This is a genomic window from Streptomyces iakyrus (assembly GCF_000717055.1).
Classification (GTDB): Bacteria; Actinomycetota; Actinomycetes; order Streptomycetales; family Streptomycetaceae; genus Streptomyces; species Streptomyces iakyrus.
This window is the reverse complement of sequence record NZ_JNXI01000019.1, coordinates 186,159-203,501: the sequence shown is the minus strand read 5'-3', so window position 1 is coordinate 203,501 and position 17,343 is coordinate 186,159. Positions and strand designations below refer to the sequence as shown.

At 71.2% G+C, this 17,343-nt stretch carries 17 protein-coding genes and 1 tRNA gene; 14 read left to right on the top strand and 4 right to left on the bottom strand.

All coding sequences use genetic code 11. From position 1 onward, the window contains the following. Positions 1 to 78: 78 nt before the first annotated feature. On the bottom strand, positions 79 to 1,608 hold the full coding sequence (locus OO68_RS29025; protein WP_033312131.1) for a potassium/proton antiporter: 1,530 nt from the start codon (positions 1,606 to 1,608) through the stop codon (positions 79 to 81). Between the two features lie 238 nt (positions 1,609 to 1,846). On the opposite strand from OO68_RS29025, the gene OO68_RS29020 reads away from it, so the two are divergent. Further along, entirely contained in the window at positions 1,847 to 4,681 is a 2,835-nt protein-coding gene (locus OO68_RS29020) for a penicillin acylase family protein (RefSeq protein ID WP_033312130.1), read from the top strand. 50 nt (positions 4,682 to 4,731) lie between these two features. Here OO68_RS29020 and OO68_RS29015 read toward each other — a convergent pair whose 3' ends face one another. Further along, entirely contained in the window at positions 4,732 to 5,280 is a 549-nt protein-coding gene (locus OO68_RS29015) for a 5-formyltetrahydrofolate cyclo-ligase (protein WP_033312129.1), read from the bottom strand. A 168-nt stretch (positions 5,281 to 5,448) separates the two neighbouring features. Between OO68_RS29015 and galU the strand changes: the two genes are divergently transcribed. The 8 genes from galU (at position 5,449) to OO68_RS28975 (ending at position 11,509) form a co-directional block, all read left to right on the top strand. Beyond that, entirely contained in the window at positions 5,449 to 6,351 is a 903-nt protein-coding gene (galU, locus tag OO68_RS29010; RefSeq protein ID WP_033312152.1) for a UTP--glucose-1-phosphate uridylyltransferase GalU, read from the top strand. Between the two features lie 4 nt (positions 6,352 to 6,355). Continuing rightward, positions 6,356 to 7,696 carry a molybdotransferase-like divisome protein Glp gene (gene glp / locus OO68_RS29005; protein WP_033312128.1) on the top strand — a complete coding sequence of 447 codons (1,341 nt, stop codon included), beginning with the start codon at positions 6,356 to 6,358 and terminating at the stop codon, positions 7,694 to 7,696. An 82-nt stretch (positions 7,697 to 7,778) separates the two neighbouring features. Then, positions 7,779 to 8,288 carry a cyclic pyranopterin monophosphate synthase MoaC gene (gene moaC, locus OO68_RS29000; RefSeq protein ID WP_051814844.1) on the top strand — a complete coding sequence of 170 codons (510 nt, stop codon included), beginning with the start codon at positions 7,779 to 7,781 and terminating at the stop codon, positions 8,286 to 8,288. After that, positions 8,285 to 8,785 carry a MogA/MoaB family molybdenum cofactor biosynthesis protein gene (locus tag OO68_RS28995; RefSeq protein ID WP_033312127.1) on the top strand — a complete coding sequence of 167 codons (501 nt, stop codon included), beginning with the start codon at positions 8,285 to 8,287 and terminating at the stop codon, positions 8,783 to 8,785. Before moaC ends, OO68_RS28995 begins: the two co-directional genes overlap by 4 nt. A 17-nt stretch (positions 8,786 to 8,802) precedes the next feature. Then, a complete protein-coding gene (locus OO68_RS28990; RefSeq protein WP_033312126.1) occupies positions 8,803 to 9,429 on the top strand; it encodes a GNAT family N-acetyltransferase in 627 nt (208 codons plus the stop codon). A gap of 172 nt (positions 9,430 to 9,601) precedes the next feature. Beyond that, positions 9,602 to 10,822, top strand: a complete 1,221-nt coding sequence (gene sepX / locus OO68_RS28985) for a divisome protein SepX/GlpR (RefSeq protein ID WP_033312125.1) — start codon at positions 9,602 to 9,604, stop codon at positions 10,820 to 10,822. An 82-nt stretch (positions 10,823 to 10,904) separates the two neighbouring features. Then, positions 10,905 to 10,978 (top strand) — tRNA-Ala (locus OO68_RS28980). 153 nt (positions 10,979 to 11,131) lie between these two features. Continuing rightward, positions 11,132 to 11,509: a hypothetical protein gene (locus OO68_RS28975; RefSeq protein WP_033312124.1), complete on the top strand. Its 378-nt coding sequence runs from the start codon at positions 11,132 to 11,134 to the stop codon at positions 11,507 to 11,509. A gap of 66 nt (positions 11,510 to 11,575) precedes the next feature. Here the strand turns inward: OO68_RS28975 and OO68_RS28970 are convergent, their stop codons facing one another. After that, positions 11,576 to 12,064 carry a GNAT family N-acetyltransferase gene (locus OO68_RS28970; RefSeq protein ID WP_033312123.1) on the bottom strand — a complete coding sequence of 163 codons (489 nt, stop codon included), beginning with the start codon at positions 12,062 to 12,064 and terminating at the stop codon, positions 11,576 to 11,578. 60 nt (positions 12,065 to 12,124) lie between these two features. Between OO68_RS28970 and OO68_RS28965 the strand changes: the two genes are divergently transcribed. Next, complete coding sequence (locus tag OO68_RS28965; RefSeq protein ID WP_033312122.1) at positions 12,125 to 12,928, top strand: exodeoxyribonuclease III; 804 nt, start codon at positions 12,125 to 12,127, stop codon at positions 12,926 to 12,928. On the opposite strand, the gene OO68_RS28960 is transcribed toward OO68_RS28965, so the two are convergent. Beyond that, complete coding sequence (locus OO68_RS28960) at positions 12,925 to 13,542, bottom strand: MerR family transcriptional regulator (protein WP_051814846.1); 618 nt, start codon at positions 13,540 to 13,542, stop codon at positions 12,925 to 12,927. The two genes, OO68_RS28965 and OO68_RS28960, sit on opposite strands and share 4 nt — an antisense overlap. 155 nt (positions 13,543 to 13,697) lie before the next feature. Between OO68_RS28960 and OO68_RS28955 the strand changes: the two genes are divergently transcribed. The 4 genes from OO68_RS28955 to OO68_RS28940 all read left to right on the top strand — a co-directional run bounded on the left by OO68_RS28955 (position 13,698) and on the right by OO68_RS28940 (position 17,317). Then, entirely contained in the window at positions 13,698 to 15,221 is a 1,524-nt protein-coding gene (locus OO68_RS28955; RefSeq protein ID WP_033312120.1) for a flavin-containing monooxygenase, read from the top strand. Further along, a complete protein-coding gene (locus tag OO68_RS28950) occupies positions 15,218 to 16,141 on the top strand; it encodes an alpha/beta fold hydrolase (RefSeq protein WP_033312119.1) in 924 nt (307 codons plus the stop codon). Before OO68_RS28955 ends, OO68_RS28950 begins: the two co-directional genes overlap by 4 nt. After that, complete coding sequence (locus tag OO68_RS28945) at positions 16,138 to 17,022, top strand: SDR family oxidoreductase (RefSeq protein ID WP_033312118.1); 885 nt, start codon at positions 16,138 to 16,140, stop codon at positions 17,020 to 17,022. Before OO68_RS28950 ends, OO68_RS28945 begins: the two co-directional genes overlap by 4 nt. 76 nt (positions 17,023 to 17,098) lie before the next feature. Next, complete coding sequence (locus OO68_RS28940; RefSeq protein ID WP_031138724.1) at positions 17,099 to 17,317, top strand: hypothetical protein; 219 nt, start codon at positions 17,099 to 17,101, stop codon at positions 17,315 to 17,317. Positions 17,318 to 17,343: the final 26 nt, after the last annotated feature.

Genomic DNA, 17,343 nt, shown 5'->3' with positions numbered 1-17,343 from the left:
GATCAAGGGCTGCGCTCCTGTGAAAGTGAGCACCATGACCCTGCGCACCCTACAAATCCCAAACCGCGCAAAACGCCCTCAACGGGCCGCCCCGTCCGTGCCCAGCCAGCCGGCCAGCTTGCCGCCGTGCCCCACGGCCCGCAGCCGGCTCTCGGTCGCGTCCCGGACGGGGTCGGTGGCGACCACGAGGAGCTCGTCTCCGCGCTGCAAGATCGTCGTCGGCAGCGGGACGAACGATTCGCCCCCGCGCACGATGAGCGTCACGGCCGCACCGTGCGGCAGCCGCAGCTCGGCCACCTCCACACCGTGCATCTTCGATTCGCCGGGGATCGCCACGGACAGCAGATGGCCGCGCAGCCGCTCCAGCGGGGCGGACTCGATGCCGAGGTCGGCGGCCTCCGAGCCGTCCCCCAGGTGCAGCTTGCGGCCCAGCCAGGGCAGCGTCGGGCCCTGGATCAGGGTGTAGACGACGACCAGCACGAAGACGATGTTGAAGATCCGCCGGCTGGCGTCGACGCCCTGGACCATGGGGATGGTCGCCAGGATGATGGGCACGGCCCCGCGCAGCCCCGCCCAGGACATCAGGGCCTGCTCCTGCCACGGCACCCGGAACGGCGACAGGCAGAGCACCACGCTCAGCGGTCGCGCCACCATGGTCAGCACCAGCCCGATGACCAGTGCGGGCACGATGTCGTCGCCCAGCTCGTGCGGGGTGACCAGGAGGCCGAGCAGGACGAACATGCCGATCTGGGCCATCCAGCCGAGCCCGTCGGCGAACCCGCGGGTGGCCGGCCAGTGCGGCAGCCGCGCGTTGCCCATCACCATCGCGGCGAGGTACACCGCGAGGAAGCCGCTCCCGTGCGCGAGCGCCCCGGCCGCGTAGGCCACCACGGCGATCGCCATGACGGCGATCGGGTAGAGGCCGGAGGCGGGCAGCGCCACGTGCCTGAGCCCCCAGGCGCCCAGCCAGCCCACCGCGAGTCCGATGGCCGCGCCGATCGCCAGCTCCAGCAGGATCACGCCCAGCAGCGTGTACCAGTGCTCGACGGGCCCTGCGGTGGACAGGGACACCACGAGGATGACCACCGGCGCGTCGTTGAAGCCGGACTCCGCCTCCAGCGTGCCCGTCACGCGCGCGGGCAGGGGGATCTTGCGCAGCACGGAGAAGACGGCCGCAGCGTCGGTCGAGGAGACGACCGCCCCGATGATGAGGGCCTGCCGCCACTCCAGGCCGATCAGGTAGTGCGCGGCCGACGCCGTGACCCCGACGCTCACCGCGACACCGGCCAGCGCCAGTGCCGTGGCGGCCGGCAGGGCCGGCTTGATCTCCTTCCACTTCGTGCCCAGACCACCTTCGGCCAGGATCACGACCAGGGCCGCGTACCCGATGACCTGAGTCAGTTCGGCGTTGTCGAAGTGGATGTCGCCCACGCCGTCCTGGCCCATGGCGACGCCTATCCCCAGGTACACGAGCAGGCTGGGGAGCCCGCTGCGCGAGGAGATCCGTACCGCTGCGACGGCGACGAGCAGGACGAGCGAGCAGACGAGCAGGAGCTGGTTGAGGTGGTGAACAGTCAGCGGCCGATTCCTTCCCTGGCCCGCACGCACGCGCGCGTGGGCTCACGTACATCGCACATGAAGCTGTGGCGCACCGCGCCAACTACTTCGTTACCTTACCTAACTCTTGACGATTTCTTGACACTTCTTGAGGCAAGATCGAACGTCCGTCCGTGCCGGTTCCCGACTCCGCGTCAAGGGGCGCAAGGCCCTGCGCCTATCGTTGCTCCAGCGCTCAGTTAAAAGCACAGCCGAACCTGCCGCTCGCGTTAGGACAGCAAGGACAGCGATGCCCCCCAACACCACCGCCTCCACGGGTCAGCAGCCCGGCAAGTCCGGCAGGAGAAAGGGGCGCAAAGCCCGACTTATCGTGCTCGTCCTGGTGCTGGCCCTCATCGGGGGCGTGGCCTACGGGTCGTACTGGTCCATCAGTACCGTCCGGGCCTCCTTCCCGCAGACCAAGGGCACCCTCACACTGAAGGGCCTGTCGGGCCCCGTCGAGGTCAAGCGCGACAATTACGGCATCCCGCAGATCTACGCCTCCTCCGACGCGGACCTGTTCATGGCGCAGGGCTACGTCCAGGCGCAGGACCGGTTCTACGAGATGGACGTCCGCCGCCACATGGCCGCCGGGCGGCTGTCGGAGATGTTCGGCAAGAGCCAGGTCGACAACGACGAGTTCCTGCGCACCCTCGGCTGGGACCGGGTCGCCAAGCAGGAGTACGACACCAAGCTGTCGGCCACCACGAAGAAGTACCTCCAGGCCTATGCCGAGGGAGTCAACTCCTACCTCCAGGGCAAGGACGGCGAGGACATCTCCCTGGAGTACGCGGCGCTGGGCTTCACCAACGACTACAAGCCGCAGAAGTGGACCCCGGTCGACTCGATCTCCTGGCTGAAGGCGATGGCCTGGGACCTGCGCGGCAACATGCAGGACGAGATCGACCGCGCCCTGCTCACCAGCCGCCTCGGCCCGAAGCAGATCGCCGACCTGTACCCGCAGTACCCGTACAGCCGCAACAAGGCGATCGTCCAGGAGGGTCAGTACGACGAGCTGACGGGGGCGTTCGAGCAGGGCGGCACGTCCGGTACGAACGGCACGTCCGGCGCGAACGGCACGGCGGGAGCCTCCGCCGGAACCGGAACCGGAACCGCGGGCACCCAGGGCACCGCCCCGGGCGCGTCCGGCGCGGGCGGCACCGCCTCCGGCGCCTCGGGCACCGCGGGCCTGGACAGCCAGCTCGGCGGCCTCACCGACGTCCTGGACGACCTCCCGCCGGCCGTCGGCGTCAACGGCGACGGCATCGGCTCCAACTCCTGGGTCGTCGGCGGGAGGTACACCATCACCGGCAAGCCGCTGCTGGCCAACGACCCGCACCTGTCGCCCTCCCTGCCGTCCGTCTGGTACCAGATGGGCCTGCACTGCCGCAGCGTCTCCAGCGCGTGCCAGTACGACGTCAGCGGCTACACCTTCGCCGGCATGCCGGGCGTGATAATCGGCCACAACCAGAACATCTCCTGGGGCATGACCAACTCCGGCGTGGACGTCACCGACCTCTACCTGGAGAAGATCACCGGCAACGGCTACCTGTACGACGGCAAGGTCAAGCCCTTCACGACGCGCGAGGAGACCATCAAGGTCGCCGGGGGCGCGTCCAAGAAGATCGTCGTCCGCGAGACCAACAACGGGCCCCTGCTGTCCGACCGCGACGAGGAGCTCGTGAAGGTCGGCAGGAAGGCCACCGTCGACACCGCCGCACCCGACAGAGGCGACGGCTACGGCGTCGCGCTGCGCTGGACCGCCCTGCAGCCCGGCACCACCATGGACGCCGTCTTCGCCATGAACAAGGCGAAGAACTGGACCGACTTCCGCAAGGCCGCCGCGCAGTTCGAGGTGCCCTCGCAGAACCTGATCTACGCCGACACCGAGAACCACATCGGCTACACGCTGCCGGGGAAGATCCCGCTGCGCGAGAAGGGCGACGACGGCTCCATCCCGGCGCCCGGCTGGGACCCGAAGTACCGCTGGACCGGCTACATCCCGCAGGACGCGCTGCCCTACGAGTACGACCCGGAGCGCGGCTACATCGTCACCGCCAACCAGGCCGTGATCGACCCGGACAAGTACCCGTACACGCTCACCGCGGACTGGGGCTACGGCGCGCGCAGCCAGCGGATCACCGACCTGATCCAGTCGAAGATCAAGGACGGCGGCAAGATCTCCACGGACGACATGCGCCAGATGCAGCTGGACAACAGCAGCGAGGTCGCCCGGCTGCTGGTGCCCACGCTGCTGAAGATCGACCCCGGGAACAAGGACGTCCGCGAGGCGCAGAAGCTCCTGGAGGGCTGGGACTACACCCAGGACGCCGACTCCGCGGCGGCGGCCTACTTCAACGCGGTGTGGCGCAACATCCTCAAGCTCGCCTTCGGCAACAAGCTGCCCAAGGAGCTGCGTCCCAAGGGCCAGTGCCTGTGGGTCGAGCCGGTCAACACCACCGGTCCCGCCGACGAGGCCGGGAAGGTCCGCGAGTGCGGCCAGCGCGACCGCGACCGGGCGCAGCCGGACGGCGGCGACCGCTGGTTCGAGGTGGTCCGGCGGCTCATGAACCAGCCGGACAGCGACTGGTGGACGACCCCCGAGGTGCGCACCCGCCCCGCCGCCCACAACCGCGACGAGTTGTTCAAGCGGGCCATGATCGACGCTCGCTGGGAGCTGACCGCCAAGCTGGGCAAGGACATCGACTCCTGGAGCTGGGGCCGGCTGCACCGCCTGTTCCTGAAGAACCAGACCCTCGGCACCGCGGGCCCCGGTTTCCTCCAGTACGCCCTCAACCGCGGCCCATGGGAGCTCGGCGGCGGCGAGGCCACCGTCAACGCGTCCGGCTGGAACGCGGCCGGCGGCTACGGGGTGGTGTGGGTGCCGTCCATGCGGATGGTGGTGAACCTCGGCGACCTCGACAAGTCGAAGTGGATCAACCTCACCGGCGCCTCCGGGCACGCCTACAGCGCGCACTACGTCGACCAGACCGACAAGTGGGCCGACGGCGAACTGCTGCCGTGGTCCTTCTCCGATCAGGCGGTCGAGAAGAGCACGGCCGACAAGCTGGTGCTCAGACCATGAGCCGGTGAACGAAGGGCCCTCCACGCGCACGCGTGGGGGGCCCTTCGGCGTCAGGGCGCCGGCCGGAACCGTCGCACGCCCGCCGGCGTCACCACCGCGTCCACCGGCCGGTCGTGCGGCTCGGCGGGGACGAGCCCGACGACCTCGGAGTCGTACAGCAGCACCACCAGGGCGGGATGCGCCGCCGCCCGCTCCAGCCGCGCCAGCACCCGGTCGTAGGAGCCGCCGCCCCGGCCGAGCCGCATCCCGCGCGCGTCCACCGCCAGGCCGGGCAGCAGCACGGCGTCGGCGGTGGTCACGGCGTCGGGTCCGAGGCGCTCGCCCGCGGGTTCGAAGAGGGCCATTCTGCTGCCGTGTTGCACGCGCGCCAGGGAGCCCTCGCCCTCGTACGGGCCCCAGTCCAGGTCGTTGTCGGGCAGCAGGACCGGCAGCAGCACGCGCACGCCCCGGGCGCGCAGCGCGTCCAGGAGGGTGAGCGTCCCGGGTTCGCTCCCCACCGAGACGTACGCCGCCACCGTCCCGGCCCGCGCCAACTCGGGCAGCTCCAGCGCCCGCCCGGCCAGCGCGGCCGACGTTTCCCGCAGGTCATCCGCCGTCAACCTGCTCCTCACCGCGAGGATCTCGCGCCGCAAACTCCGCTTGTCAGGCTCGCCCGGACGTGCGATAGGCCTCAATGGTTGCTCCCGTACCGTCGCAATACGCTCATATGAGCGCCTATGAACCGGAGCCGCAGATTCCATGCCAAGGCACCGGATAGGGTGGCCGACATGACTCAGTTGCACCCTCGGATCAGCAAGGCTGTCATTCCCGCAGCAGGCCTCGGCACCCGGTTCCTGCCGGCCACCAAAGCCACTCCCAAGGAGATGCTGCCGGTCGTGGACAAGCCCGCGATCCAGTACGTGGTCGAGGAGGCCGTCGCCGCGGGTCTCGACGACGTCCTCATGGTGACGGGCCGCAACAAGCGCCCCCTGGAGGACCACTTCGACCGCAACTACGAGCTGGAGTCGGCCCTCCAGAAGAAGGGCGACGCCGGCCGCCTCGCCAAGGTGCAGGAGTCCAGCGACCTCGCGACCATGCACTACGTCCGCCAGGGCGACCCCAAGGGCCTCGGCCACGCCGTCCTGTGCGCCGCCCCGCACGTGGGTGACGAGCCCTTCGCCGTCCTCCTCGGCGACGACCTGATCGACCCCCGCGACCCGCTGCTGCAGCGCATGGTCGAGGTCCAGGAGCAGCGCGGCGGCAGCGTCATCGCGCTCATGGAGGTCGCCCCGGAGCAGATCCACCTCTACGGCTGCGCGGCCGTGGAGACCACCGAGGACAGCGACGTCGTCCAGGTCAGCGGCCTGGTCGAGAAGCCCGACCCGGCCGACGCCCCGTCCAACTACGCCATCATCGGCCGCTACGTCCTCGACCCGCACATCTTCGAGATACTGCGCCGGACGGAGCCGGGCCGCGGCGGCGAGATCCAGCTCACGGACGCCCTTCAGGAGCTCGCGGCCGACGAGAAGATCGGCGGCCCGGTGCACGGCGTGGTCTTCAAGGGCCGCCGCTATGACACCGGCGACCGCGGCGACTACCTGCGTGCCATTGTCCGACTCGCATGCGAACGTGAAGACCTGGGCCCGGACTTCCGGACCTGGCTTCGCAGTTACGTAGCCGAGGAGATGTAGTCCGTTGAGCAGCGCCGCGCCCCACGTCACCGGCCAGGACCACGTCGGCCCCGACCACCTGTGGTCGGTGGACGAACACCTGGAGGACATCCTCGCCACCGTCCGCCCCCTGGAACCCATCGAGCTGCACCTGCTCGACGCCCAGGGCTGCGTCCTCGTCGAGGACATCACGGTGCCGGTGTCCCTGCCGCCCTTCGACAACAGCTCGATGGACGGCTACGCGGTACGGGTCGCGGACATCGCGGGCGCGAGCGAGGAATTCCCGGCGGCCCTGGAGGTCGTCGGGGACGTCGCCGCGGGCCAGGCCGAACTGCTCCACGTGGGCCCCGGCCAGGCCGCCCGCATCATGACCGGCGCCCCGCTGCCGCCCGGCGCCGAGACGGTCGTGCCCGTCGAGTGGACCGACGGCGGGCTCGGCGAGGGCCCGGTGCGCGGCATGCGCGCCCGCAGCCTCGGCCCCGAGGGCGCCACCGGGCACGTACACGTGTACCGCCCGGCCGAGGCCCGCGCGCACGTGCGCGCCAAGGGCAGCGACGTGAAGGCCGGCGACCGCGCCCTGGAGGCCGGCACCGTCCTCGGCCCGCCCCAGATCGCCCTGCTCGCAGCGATCGGCCGCGGCACCGTCCGGGTCCGCCCGCGCCCGCGCGTGGTGGTGCTCTCCACCGGCAGCGAACTCGTCCAGCCGGACACGGAACTGGGCACCGGTCAGATCTACGACTCCAACAGCTTCGCCCTCACGGCCGCCGCCCGCGACGCCGGCGCCATCGCCTACCGCGTGGGCGCCGTCGCCGACGACGCCGAGACCCTGCGCTCCACCATCGAGGACCAGCTGGTCCGCGCCGACCTGATGGTCACCACGGGCGGCGTGAGCGTCGGCGCGTACGACGTGGTGAAGGAAGCCCTGTCCCATGTCGGCGACGAGGACGAGGCCGGCAGCGGCATCGACTTCCGCAAGCTCGCCATGCAGCCCGGAAAGCCCCAGGGCTTCGGCTCCATCGGCCCCGACCACACCCCGCTGCTGGCCCTGCCCGGCAACCCGGTGTCGTCGTACGTCTCCTTCGAACTCTTCGTCCGCCCCGCGATCCGCACCCTGATGGGCCTCCAGGACGTCCACCGCCCCACGACCCGGGCGACCCTGGCCGCCGGGAAGGCGCTGACCTCCCCGAAGGGCCGCCGCCAGTTCCTGCGCGCCGGATACGCCGACGGCAAGGTCACCCCGGTCGGCGGCGCCGGATCCCACCTGGTCGCCGCCCTCGCCCACGCGGACGCCCTGATCGTCGTCCCCGAGGACACCGAGTCCGTCGAGCCGGGCGCCGACGTCGAGGTGGTCCTGCTCGGCCGATAGCCGCTGGTTGGGGGTACCGTGTCGCGCACAAGCGGCCCGTGCGCCGCACCGCGACGGGCCCGGACCGGGAGCGCCACACAGCATGAGCACGCAGGACCCACCCCCGCAGGACGGCCCCACGCAGGACCGGCTGACGCACATCGACGCGGCGGGCGCCGCCCGCATGGTCGACGTGTCGGAGAAGGACGTGACCGCGCGCACCGCCCGCGCCAGCGGACGTGTCCTCGTCTCGCCCCGCGTGATCGAGCTGCTGCGCGGCGAGGGCGTCCCCAAGGGCGACGCCCTCGCGACCGCGCGGATCGCCGGGATCATGGGCGCCAAACGCACCCCCGATCTGATCCCGCTCTGTCACCCGTTGTCGGTGTCCGGTGTGAAACTGGACCTGTCGGTCGCGGACGACGCCGTGGAGATCCTGGCCACCGTGAAGACGACGGACCGCACGGGTGTCGAGATGGAGGCCCTCACCGCGGTCTCCGTCGCCGCGCTCACCGTGATCGACATGGTCAAGGCGGTCGACAAGGGAGCGGTCATCACGGACGTACGGGTGGAGGAGAAGACGGGCGGCAAGTCGGGCGACTGGAGCCGGGCATGACGTATCGCGCTCTGGTGATCACGGCTTCCAACCGGGCCGCCGCCGGGATCTACGAGGACAAGGGCGGCCCGATGGTCTCCGACGGCCTGAAGCGCTTCGGCTTCGAGGTCGACGGCCCTCAGGTCGTCCCCGACGGCGACCCCGTGGAGGCGGCCCTGCGCGCCGGTGTCGACGCCGGCTACGACGTCATCGTCACCACCGGCGGCACGGGCATCTCGCCCACCGACCGCACCCCCGAGGCGACCCGCCGCGTCATCGACCACGAGGTGCCGGGCATCGCCGAGGCCATCCGGGCGTTCGGCCGGGAGAAGGTGCCGGCCGCGGCCCTCTCCCGGGGCCTGGCCGGAGTGGCGGGCGGCACCCTGATCGTCAACCTGCCCGGCTCCAGCGGAGGCGTGAAGGACGGCCTCGCCGTCCTGGAACCGTTGCTCGTCCACGCCGTCGAGCAGCTCCGGGGCGGCGACCACCCCAGACCCGGCAGCGGGGGTGCGAGCTGAACAGCCCATCCTGGCCCGTGGAGCTGGTGGACGGCGACATCGTCCTCAGGCCGATAAAGCTGCGCGACCAGCGGGCATGGCGCGAGGTCAACCGGCGCAACCGCGACTGGCTGCGCCCCTGGGAGGCGACGATCCCGCCCCCCACGCCCGGCGGGCCGATGACGCACCGCCCGACCTTCCGCCAGATGGTCCGCCATCTGCGGTCGGAGGCGAACGCGGGCCGGATGCTGCCCTTCGTCATCGAGTACCAGGGGCGGCTGGTGGGACAGTTGACGGTCGCCGGGATCACCTGGGGCTCGATGTGCTCGGGCCACGTCGGGTACTGGGTGGACGAGGCGGTGGCCGGCCGCGGCGTGATGCCGACGGCGGTGGCGCTCGTCACCGACCACTGTTTCCGCACCGTCGGACTGCACCGCATCGAGGTCTGCATTCGCCCCGAGAACGGGCCCAGCCGCCGGGTCGTGGAGAAACTCGGATTCCGCGAGGAGGGCCTGCGGCCGCGTTATCTCCACATCGACGGGGCCTGGCGCGACCATCTCGTCTTCGCCCTCACCGCGGAAGAGGTGCCGGACGGGTTGCTGAGGCGCTGGCAGCGGGCACGATCGCAGAGTAATCCGGGAATGCGGCACCACCCCGGAAATTGAATAAGTGTTCGAAATTGATCGACCGGTGACCATCTCAGGGCAATGAATTCCCGGCCTGGGCGGTCTGCTGATCGCATCGATCACAAGAAAAGTTCGAAATATCAGCCAGATCGTGCGACACACCGGCTCAATTGGCAGATGGCCTCACGCAAACCCCTCTACGGTGTGAGGCGTGAGCAGCAGCGGCCTCATCTACGCAGTCATTGTCGGGGCCTGGGCCGCCTACTTGGTGCCGATGTGGCTCCGTAGGCAGGACGAGCTGAACGAGGCCCGTCCGACGGAACGCTTCAGCACCGCCATCCGGCTGCTGTCCGGACGGGCGGGGATGGAGCGCCGGTACGCCAAGGACCTGCGGGCGCGCTCCACCGACGAGGGGGGGCAGGACGCCGACGACCTGGACGCCGTCACCGACTCGGTGGACGTCCGGGCCTTCGCCGTGTCCAAGACCCGTCCCCAGACCCAGGCACCCGTACCCTCGCCCGGCCCCGAACAGCCCGCCCGCCCGGCGGCCCCCGAACAGCCCGCCCGTCAGTCGCCCGCACCGCACGCGGAGACGCCCGGACGCCCCCGGGAACGCGTCCCCGCCGCCCGGCGCAGCGCCTCGGCGCAGGCGAACGCGGCGGCCGCGGCACGAGCCCGGCGCTCGAAGGTGCTCGCGCGCCGACGGCGCACCACCACGATGCTGTTCCTCGCCTTCACCCTCGGCGCGATCGTCGCCGCGGTCGGAGGGCTCTCCTTCCTGTGGGCACCCGGCGTGCCCGCGGTCATGCTCAGCGTCTACATCGCTTACCTGCGCTCCCAGGAGCGCCGCCGCTTCGCCTACCAGATGGACCGCCGCATGGCCGAGGCCGCGGCACAGCGCCTGCGCGAGCGGCAGCGCCAGCCCCGCCGGCGCACCCTCGCCGACGAGGAGAGCGACGAACCGGAGGAGGGACCCGAGCAGGCGACCGACCCCGGCCTGTCGGCCCTCGCGGCGGACCGGCGCGCCCTCGTCGAGCAGACCGACCACGCGGAGTGGGTCGACCAGCAGCGCGAGCGGCAGCGGCGGCCCGGGCAGGGCGGCGACAGCTGGGAGCCGGTACCGGTGCCCCTGCCGACGTACGTGACCGCCCCGGTCGCCCCGCGCGCCACCAGTGACGTGGATCTCGGCGCCCCGGACACCTGGAGCTCGGCGCGGTCGAGCGCGGTCACCCCGAACGCGGAGAGCGGGTCCGCCGCCGCGGACCACCCGGGCGAGCCACAGCCCTCCGCCCAGGACGCGGGCGACGACGACGGCGACGGACGCACCGACGCCCGCCGCGCGGCCTCCGCCCGCCGTGCCCGCGAGCGCGGCCGCACCCCGCTCTTCGACCAGTACGAGGACGGGGAGCGCCCCCGGGCCGCCAACGAGTAGGCCGCGAAGCCGCAGGTGACCGCCCCTGGGGAACGGATTTCCAAGCAGGCCGATCGGGGTGCTAAAGTTTCACTCGTTGCAAGGGCCTGTGGCGCAGTCCGGTAGCGCACCTCGTTCGCATCGAGGGGGCCAGGGGTTCAAATCCCCTCAGGTCCACGCAGCTCAGAGCCCCGGTCGGGAAACCGACTGGGGCTCTGACGTGTGTTCAGCGCCACACCGTTGCCCAAGCTTGGCCGGGCCGTGAATCCTCTTCGCGATCTCACCGCGGACACTGGGGCGTCCAGCCGATGCGCCCACCGCGGAGGTGCCGTGGCACACCTCGTTCCCGACGTCGTCGCCGCCGTCTTCGCGGGCGGGATCAACCTGTTCCTCGTCCGGGCGGCGCGGCTGCACTGGACCCGTTCCGACCGTGCGCCCGACATCATGTACGGATACTCGTGGAACCCGTCGGTCGTCAGCGGGCACGAGCGCGGCATCGTCGCCCTCGCCGCCTGGGCGGTCTGCCTCACGGTCGGTGTCGCCGCCGGCACCGCTGCCAAGGGCGCAGCAGGGCCCGCACTGGTGCATGTCGCTGCGATCTTCACCCTCGGCTCACTCCCCTGGACGGCGCTGCATCTGACGATCGCCTATTTCAACTGGCCGAAGGCGCTGGTACCGCCGCACCGGCGGGCGAGACCGGCTCGGTGACCGAGTGGTGGCGGCAGCGCGCGGCGCGCGACAAGGACCGTGGCCCGGGCGGTGGCTGAGCCCTCGTCAGCCGTGTGATCGCAGTCGCTTCGCGAAGCAGCGGCTCGCTTCGTGGAAGCGGTAGTAGCCGAACTTGGCGCACGGCTCGTAGCCACTGGACGTGTACAGGGCTATGGCCTCCGGCTGCTTGGTACCGGTCTCCAGGACCATCCGGACGCGGCCGGCCGCGCGGGCGTCCTCCTCCAGGGCGGCCAGGATGCGCCGGGCCAGGCCCCGGCCCCGCATGCCGTCGACCACGTACATGCGCTTCAGCTCGGCGTCGCCGTCGAGGTTGCCCTCGGCGTTGGTGTCCTGGGCACGCCAGCCGCCCGAGGCGACGGGGGTGCCCTGCTCGTCGTAGGCGATCAGGTAGGTGCCGTTGGGCGGATCGAAGTCCGCGGGGGCCATGGGCGTGGCGTCGCCGTCGTCGCCGTAGCGGACCACGTACTCGGCCTGCACCTGGTCGTTCAGCTTCATGGCGTCGGGGTGGTCGAAGGAGACCCGGCGTATGTGCATGGCCGCTACCGTATTCGATCCGGAACTGGACCCCGTCCAGGGTGCCGGTATCGTGCCGGGGTGCTCACTGTGACCTGTGTGAATGTGAACGGGCTGCGTGCCGCCGCGAAGAAGGGCTTCGTGGAGTGGCTGGCGGAGACCGAAGCCGATGTGCTGTGCCTCCAGGAGGTGCGCGCCGAGCCGGAGCAGCTGCCCGGGCCCGTCCGCGCGCCGGAGGGGTGGCATGTCGTGCACGCGCCGGCCGCCGCCAAGGGGCGGGCCGGGGTGTCCCTGTACAGCCGCCGTGAGCCCGACCGGGTCCGGGTCGGGTTCGGCTCGGAGGAGTTCGACGGCAGCGGCCGGTACGTGGAGATCGACCTGCCGGGCGTCACCGTCGCGTCCCTCTACCTGCCCTCCGGCGAGGTCGGCACCGAGCGGCAGGACGAGAAGGAACGCTTCATGGGTGAGTTCCTCGCCTACCTGAAGGGGCTGCGGGAGCGGTCCGCCGCCGAGGGGCGCGAGGTGCTCGTCTGCGGCGACTGGAACATCGCCCACCAGCCGGCCGACCTCAAGAACTGGCGCGGCAACCAGAAGAACTCCGGGTTCCTCCCCGAGGAGCGGGAGTGGCTGACCCGGGTCCTCGCTCCCGAGGACGGCGGCTACGTCGACGTCGTCCGCGCGCTCCACCCGGACACCGAGGGGCCGTACTCGTGGTGGTCGTACCGGGGGCGGGCCTTCGACAACGACACCGGATGGAGGATCGACTACCACGTGGCCACGCCCGGGCTTGCCGGGCGGGCGGTCAAGGGGTTCGTGGAGCGGGCGGCCAGCCATGAAGAACGGTGGTCGGATCATGCTCCCGTGACCGTCGTCTACGACCGTTAGGGCTTCCTCATCCTGCGGTCCAGCGCCAGTGACAGTTCCGCCTCCACCACGCTGCGGGCCAGTGGGCGCAGGCGGGGCAGGTCTTCCGGGGAGGCGTGGCGGAGGACCAGGGTGGTGAAGAGGTCGGCGAGGGCGTCGGCGTGGGTGCGGACCTCTTGGGCCGCGGCGAGTACCTCCGCGAGGGGGATGCCCTCGTGGACCAGGGCGGAGGAGACGTCCAGGAGGCGGCGGCTGACGTGGACGATCTCGCCGCCGTCGGTGCCGAGGTAGCCGAGTTCCATCGCGGCGGCGAGGTTCTCCGGGGTGGCCTCGCCGGCGAAGTGGTCGGCGAGTTCCTCGGGGGTGAGGTGGACCGGTTCCTCTTCGGTGGGGCCGCCGACGCCGAGCAGGTCGCCGACGTCGCGGCCGTGGTCGAAGGCCTCCGCCAGTTCCGCGATGCCGCTGAGGGTGTGGCCGCGCTCCAAGAGGGCCGTGATCGTGCGCAGCCGGGCCAGGTGCTGGTCGTCGTACCAGGCGATGCGGCCCTCGCGGCGGGGTGGCGGGATCAGTTTGCGTTCGCGGTAGAAGCGCAGGGTGCGCACCGTGATCCCGGCGAGGCGGGCCAGCTCTTCCATGCGGTATTCACGCTTCTCGGCCACCTGGGCACCTTAAGGCGTACCAGGGGTAACTTTCCTCGTCCCGCCCCCTACCCATCGGTACGCCGCTGCCCTACGCTCCCATTGCGCCAGTGTTCACTGGCATGGTTCTCGTGGTGTGTGGAGGTGTCGGCATGGGCGAGCGCGAACACGAGCATGTGCGGGTCGCGGTGGTCGGGTCCGGGTTCGGCGGGCTGGGGGCCGCCGTGCGGCTGCGCCGCGAGGGCGTGACCGACTTCGTCGTCCTGGAGCGGGCGAGCAGTGTCGGCGGGACCTGGCGGGACAACAGCTACCCGGGATGCCGGTGTGACGTGCCGTCCCATCTGTACTCGTTCTCCTTCGCGCCCAACCCCGACTGGCCGCGGGCCTTCTCGGGGCAGGAGCACATCCGCGCCTACCTGGAGCACGTGACGGACGTGTTCCGGCTGCGTCCGCACATCCGCTTCGACTCGGAGGTGAAGCGGATGAGCTGGAACGCCGAACGGCTGTGCTGGGACATCGAGACGAGCAGCGGGAGCCTGTCGGCAGACCTCGTCGTGTCGGCGACCGGGCCGCTGTCGGACCCGAAGATCCCGGACATCCCGGGTCTTGACTCCTTCCCGGGCGAGGTCTTCCACTCGGCCCGCTGGAACCACGACTGCGACCTACGCGGCAAGCGTGTCGCCATGGTGGGGACCGGGGCCTCGGCCGCCCAGATCGTGCCCGCCATCCAGCCCGAGGTCTCGCGCCTGACCCTGTTCCAGCGCACCCCGCCCTGGGTGATGCCCCGCGTCGACCGGAACATCAGCGGCGCCGAGCGGTGGCTGCACCGGCAGCTGCCCTTCACCTCACAGCTCAGGCGCGGACTGCTGTGGGGCATCCGGGAGTTGCAGGTCCAGGCGTTCACCAAGCATCCCAAGCAGCTCGGCCTCGTCGAGGAGCTGGCCCGGCGCAACATGGCCCGTTCCGTCAAGGACCCGGCGCTGCGGGCGAAACTGACCCCGGACTACCGCATCGGCTGCAAGCGGATCCTGCTGTCCAGCGACTACTACCCCGCGCTCGCGCAGCCCAACGTGGACGTGGTGGCGAGCGGGCTCGCCGAGGTCCGCGGATCCACCCTGGTCGCCGCCGACGGCAGCGAGGCCGAGGTGGACGCGATCGTCTTCGGCACCGGCTTCCACGTCACCGACATGCCCATCGCCGAGCGGGTCGTGGGCGCCGACGGGCGGACCCTCGCCGAGACCTGGAAGGGCGGCATGGAGGCCCTGCGCGGCGCCTCAGCGGCCGGCTTCCCCAACTGGATGACGATCATCGGACCCAACACCGGCCTCGGGAACTCCTCGATGATCCTGATGATCGAGTCGCAGCTGAACTACCTGGCCGACTACGTCCGTCAACTCGACGTGCTCGGTGGCCGGGTGGCCCTCGACGCCCGCCCGGACGCGGTGCGCTCCTGGAACCACCGGGTGCAGGAGCGCATGCAGCGCACGGTGTGGAACACCGGCGGCTGCACCAGCTGGTACCTCGACGCCAGCGGCCGCAACACCACCATCTGGCCCGGCACGACCGGCGAGTTCCGGCGGGCCACGCGGCGCGTCGACCTCGCGGAGTACGACGTCCTGCGGGCTCCCGCGGCGAGCAAGGGCACCGCGCAGGAGAAGGCCGGGGTGGAAGCGTGAGCCGCCTCCTGCACGTCGACTCCGGCCCCTACGCCCCGCCCGCCCCGGCGCGTGAACTGACCGCCGTCTCCGCCGACGGCGCCCGGCTGCACGTCGAGGTCCACGGGCCCGACGGCGCGCCCGCCGTCGTCCTTGCCCACGGCTGGACCTGCTCCACCGCCTTCTGGGCGGCGCAGATCCGCGACCTGGCCGCGGACCACCGGGTCATCGCCTACGACCAGCGCGGCCACGGGCGCAGCCCCGCGAGCCCGGCGTGCAGCCCCGACGCGCTCGCCGACGATCTGGAAGCCGTACTGGAGGCCACCCTCGCGCCCGGTGAACAGGCCGTGGTCGCCGGGCACTCGATGGGGGGGATGACCGTCATGGCCGCCTCCGGGAGAGCCGCCTTCCGGGCGCACGCTGCCGCCGTCCTGCTGTGCAGCACGGGCAGTTCGCAGCTGGTCGCGGCCTCCACCGTCGTCCCGCTGCGAGCGGGGCCGGTGCGAACCTGGCTGACCCGGCGGATCCTCGGCAGCCGTGCCCCGCTCGGGCCGGTCACGCCGCTGGCCCGCCGGATCCTCAAGTACGGGACCATGGGCCCCGCTTCGGCCCCGGACATGATCGAGGCGTGCGCCCGGATCGTGCACGCCTGCCCCCGTAAGGTCCGCCACGCCTGGTCGCAGGTGCTGGATCTGCTCGACCTCGACCACGGCGTGCGGGAACTGGACGTGCCCACGGCCGTGATCGTCGGGACGGCGGACCGGCTGACGCCGCCGGTGCAGGCCCGGGCCATGGCCGCCGCGCTGCCGCACTGCACGGGCATCGTCGAACTGCCCGGCATCGGACACATGACGCCCGTCGAGGCGCCCGAGCTGGTCACCGGCACGATCCGGGACCTCGTCCGCACACACATCCAGGTCGTATCCGAGGAGAGCGCATGAGCAGGGTGAGCCTCGAAGGCAAGGTCGCCGTGGTGACCGGGGCGGCGCGCGGTGTCGGGGAGTTGCTGGCCCGCAAGCTCTCCGCGCGCGGGGTGAAGGTGGCGCTGGTCGGTCTGGAGCCGGACGCGCTCAAGCAGGTCTCCGGGCGGCTGCACAGCGACAGCGACCACTGGCACGCCGACGTCACCGACCACGAGGCGATGGCCCGCGTGGCCGGCGAGGTCCGGGAGCGCTTCGGCCGGGTCGACATCGTCGTCGCCAACGCCGGTGTCGCGACCGGCGGGCCGTTCGTCGATTCCGACCCGGAGTCCTGGCGGCGGGTGATCGAGGTCAACCTGATCGGTTCGGCGGTGACCGGCCGGGCCTTTCTGCCTGCGCTGTTGGAGAGCCGGGGGTATCTGCTGCAGATCGCGTCCCTCGCCGCGATCACCCCGGCGCCGATGATGAGCGCGTACTGCGCGTCCAAGTCGGGCGTGGAGGCGTACGCGCACAGCCTGCGGGCCGAGGTCGGGCACCGGGGTGTGAAGGTGGGCGTCGGGTACCTGTCGTGGACCGACACCGACATGGTGCGCGGTGCCGATCAGGACGACGTCATGCGGGAGTTGAGGCAGCGGCTGCCCTGGCCTTCGAACAAGACCTATCCGCTGGGGCCGGCCGTGGACCGGCTCGTGGAGGGGATCGAGCGCCGGTCGGGCCATGTGTACGGGCAGTGGTGGCTGCGCGGGATGCAGGGCGTGCGCGGCTGTCTGCCCGCTGTCATCGGGACGGTGGGCCAGCGCGAGATGCGGCGGTTCGCGGACCGGCTGACGGGGATGCGCACGGGTCTGGTCGGGGCCGGTGGTGCGGCCGATGAGCAGCAGCGCACTACGCTCCGTAAGTGATCGACATGCGCAGCGTCACGGCCCGTGTGAATCTGAACGAGCCAGATCCCCTCACCCCCAACGGGAGTGAACCCACATGGGTATGAAGGACCAGTTCCAGGAGAAGTCCGAGCAGTGGCAGAACCAGGCTCGCCAGAAGGCGGAGCAGGCTCGCGAGCAGGTGCCGGGCCGCAACCGCCGGCGCGACGAGGACATGGACCCCTCGCAGCCGCAGCGCGACCGTGAGCGCACGGAACCGCAGCGCGACCGTGAGCGCGAGCAGGAGGACCGCTTCGACCAGGACTTCGACGCCTGACGTTGCGTGCTGAGCGGAAAAAAGGG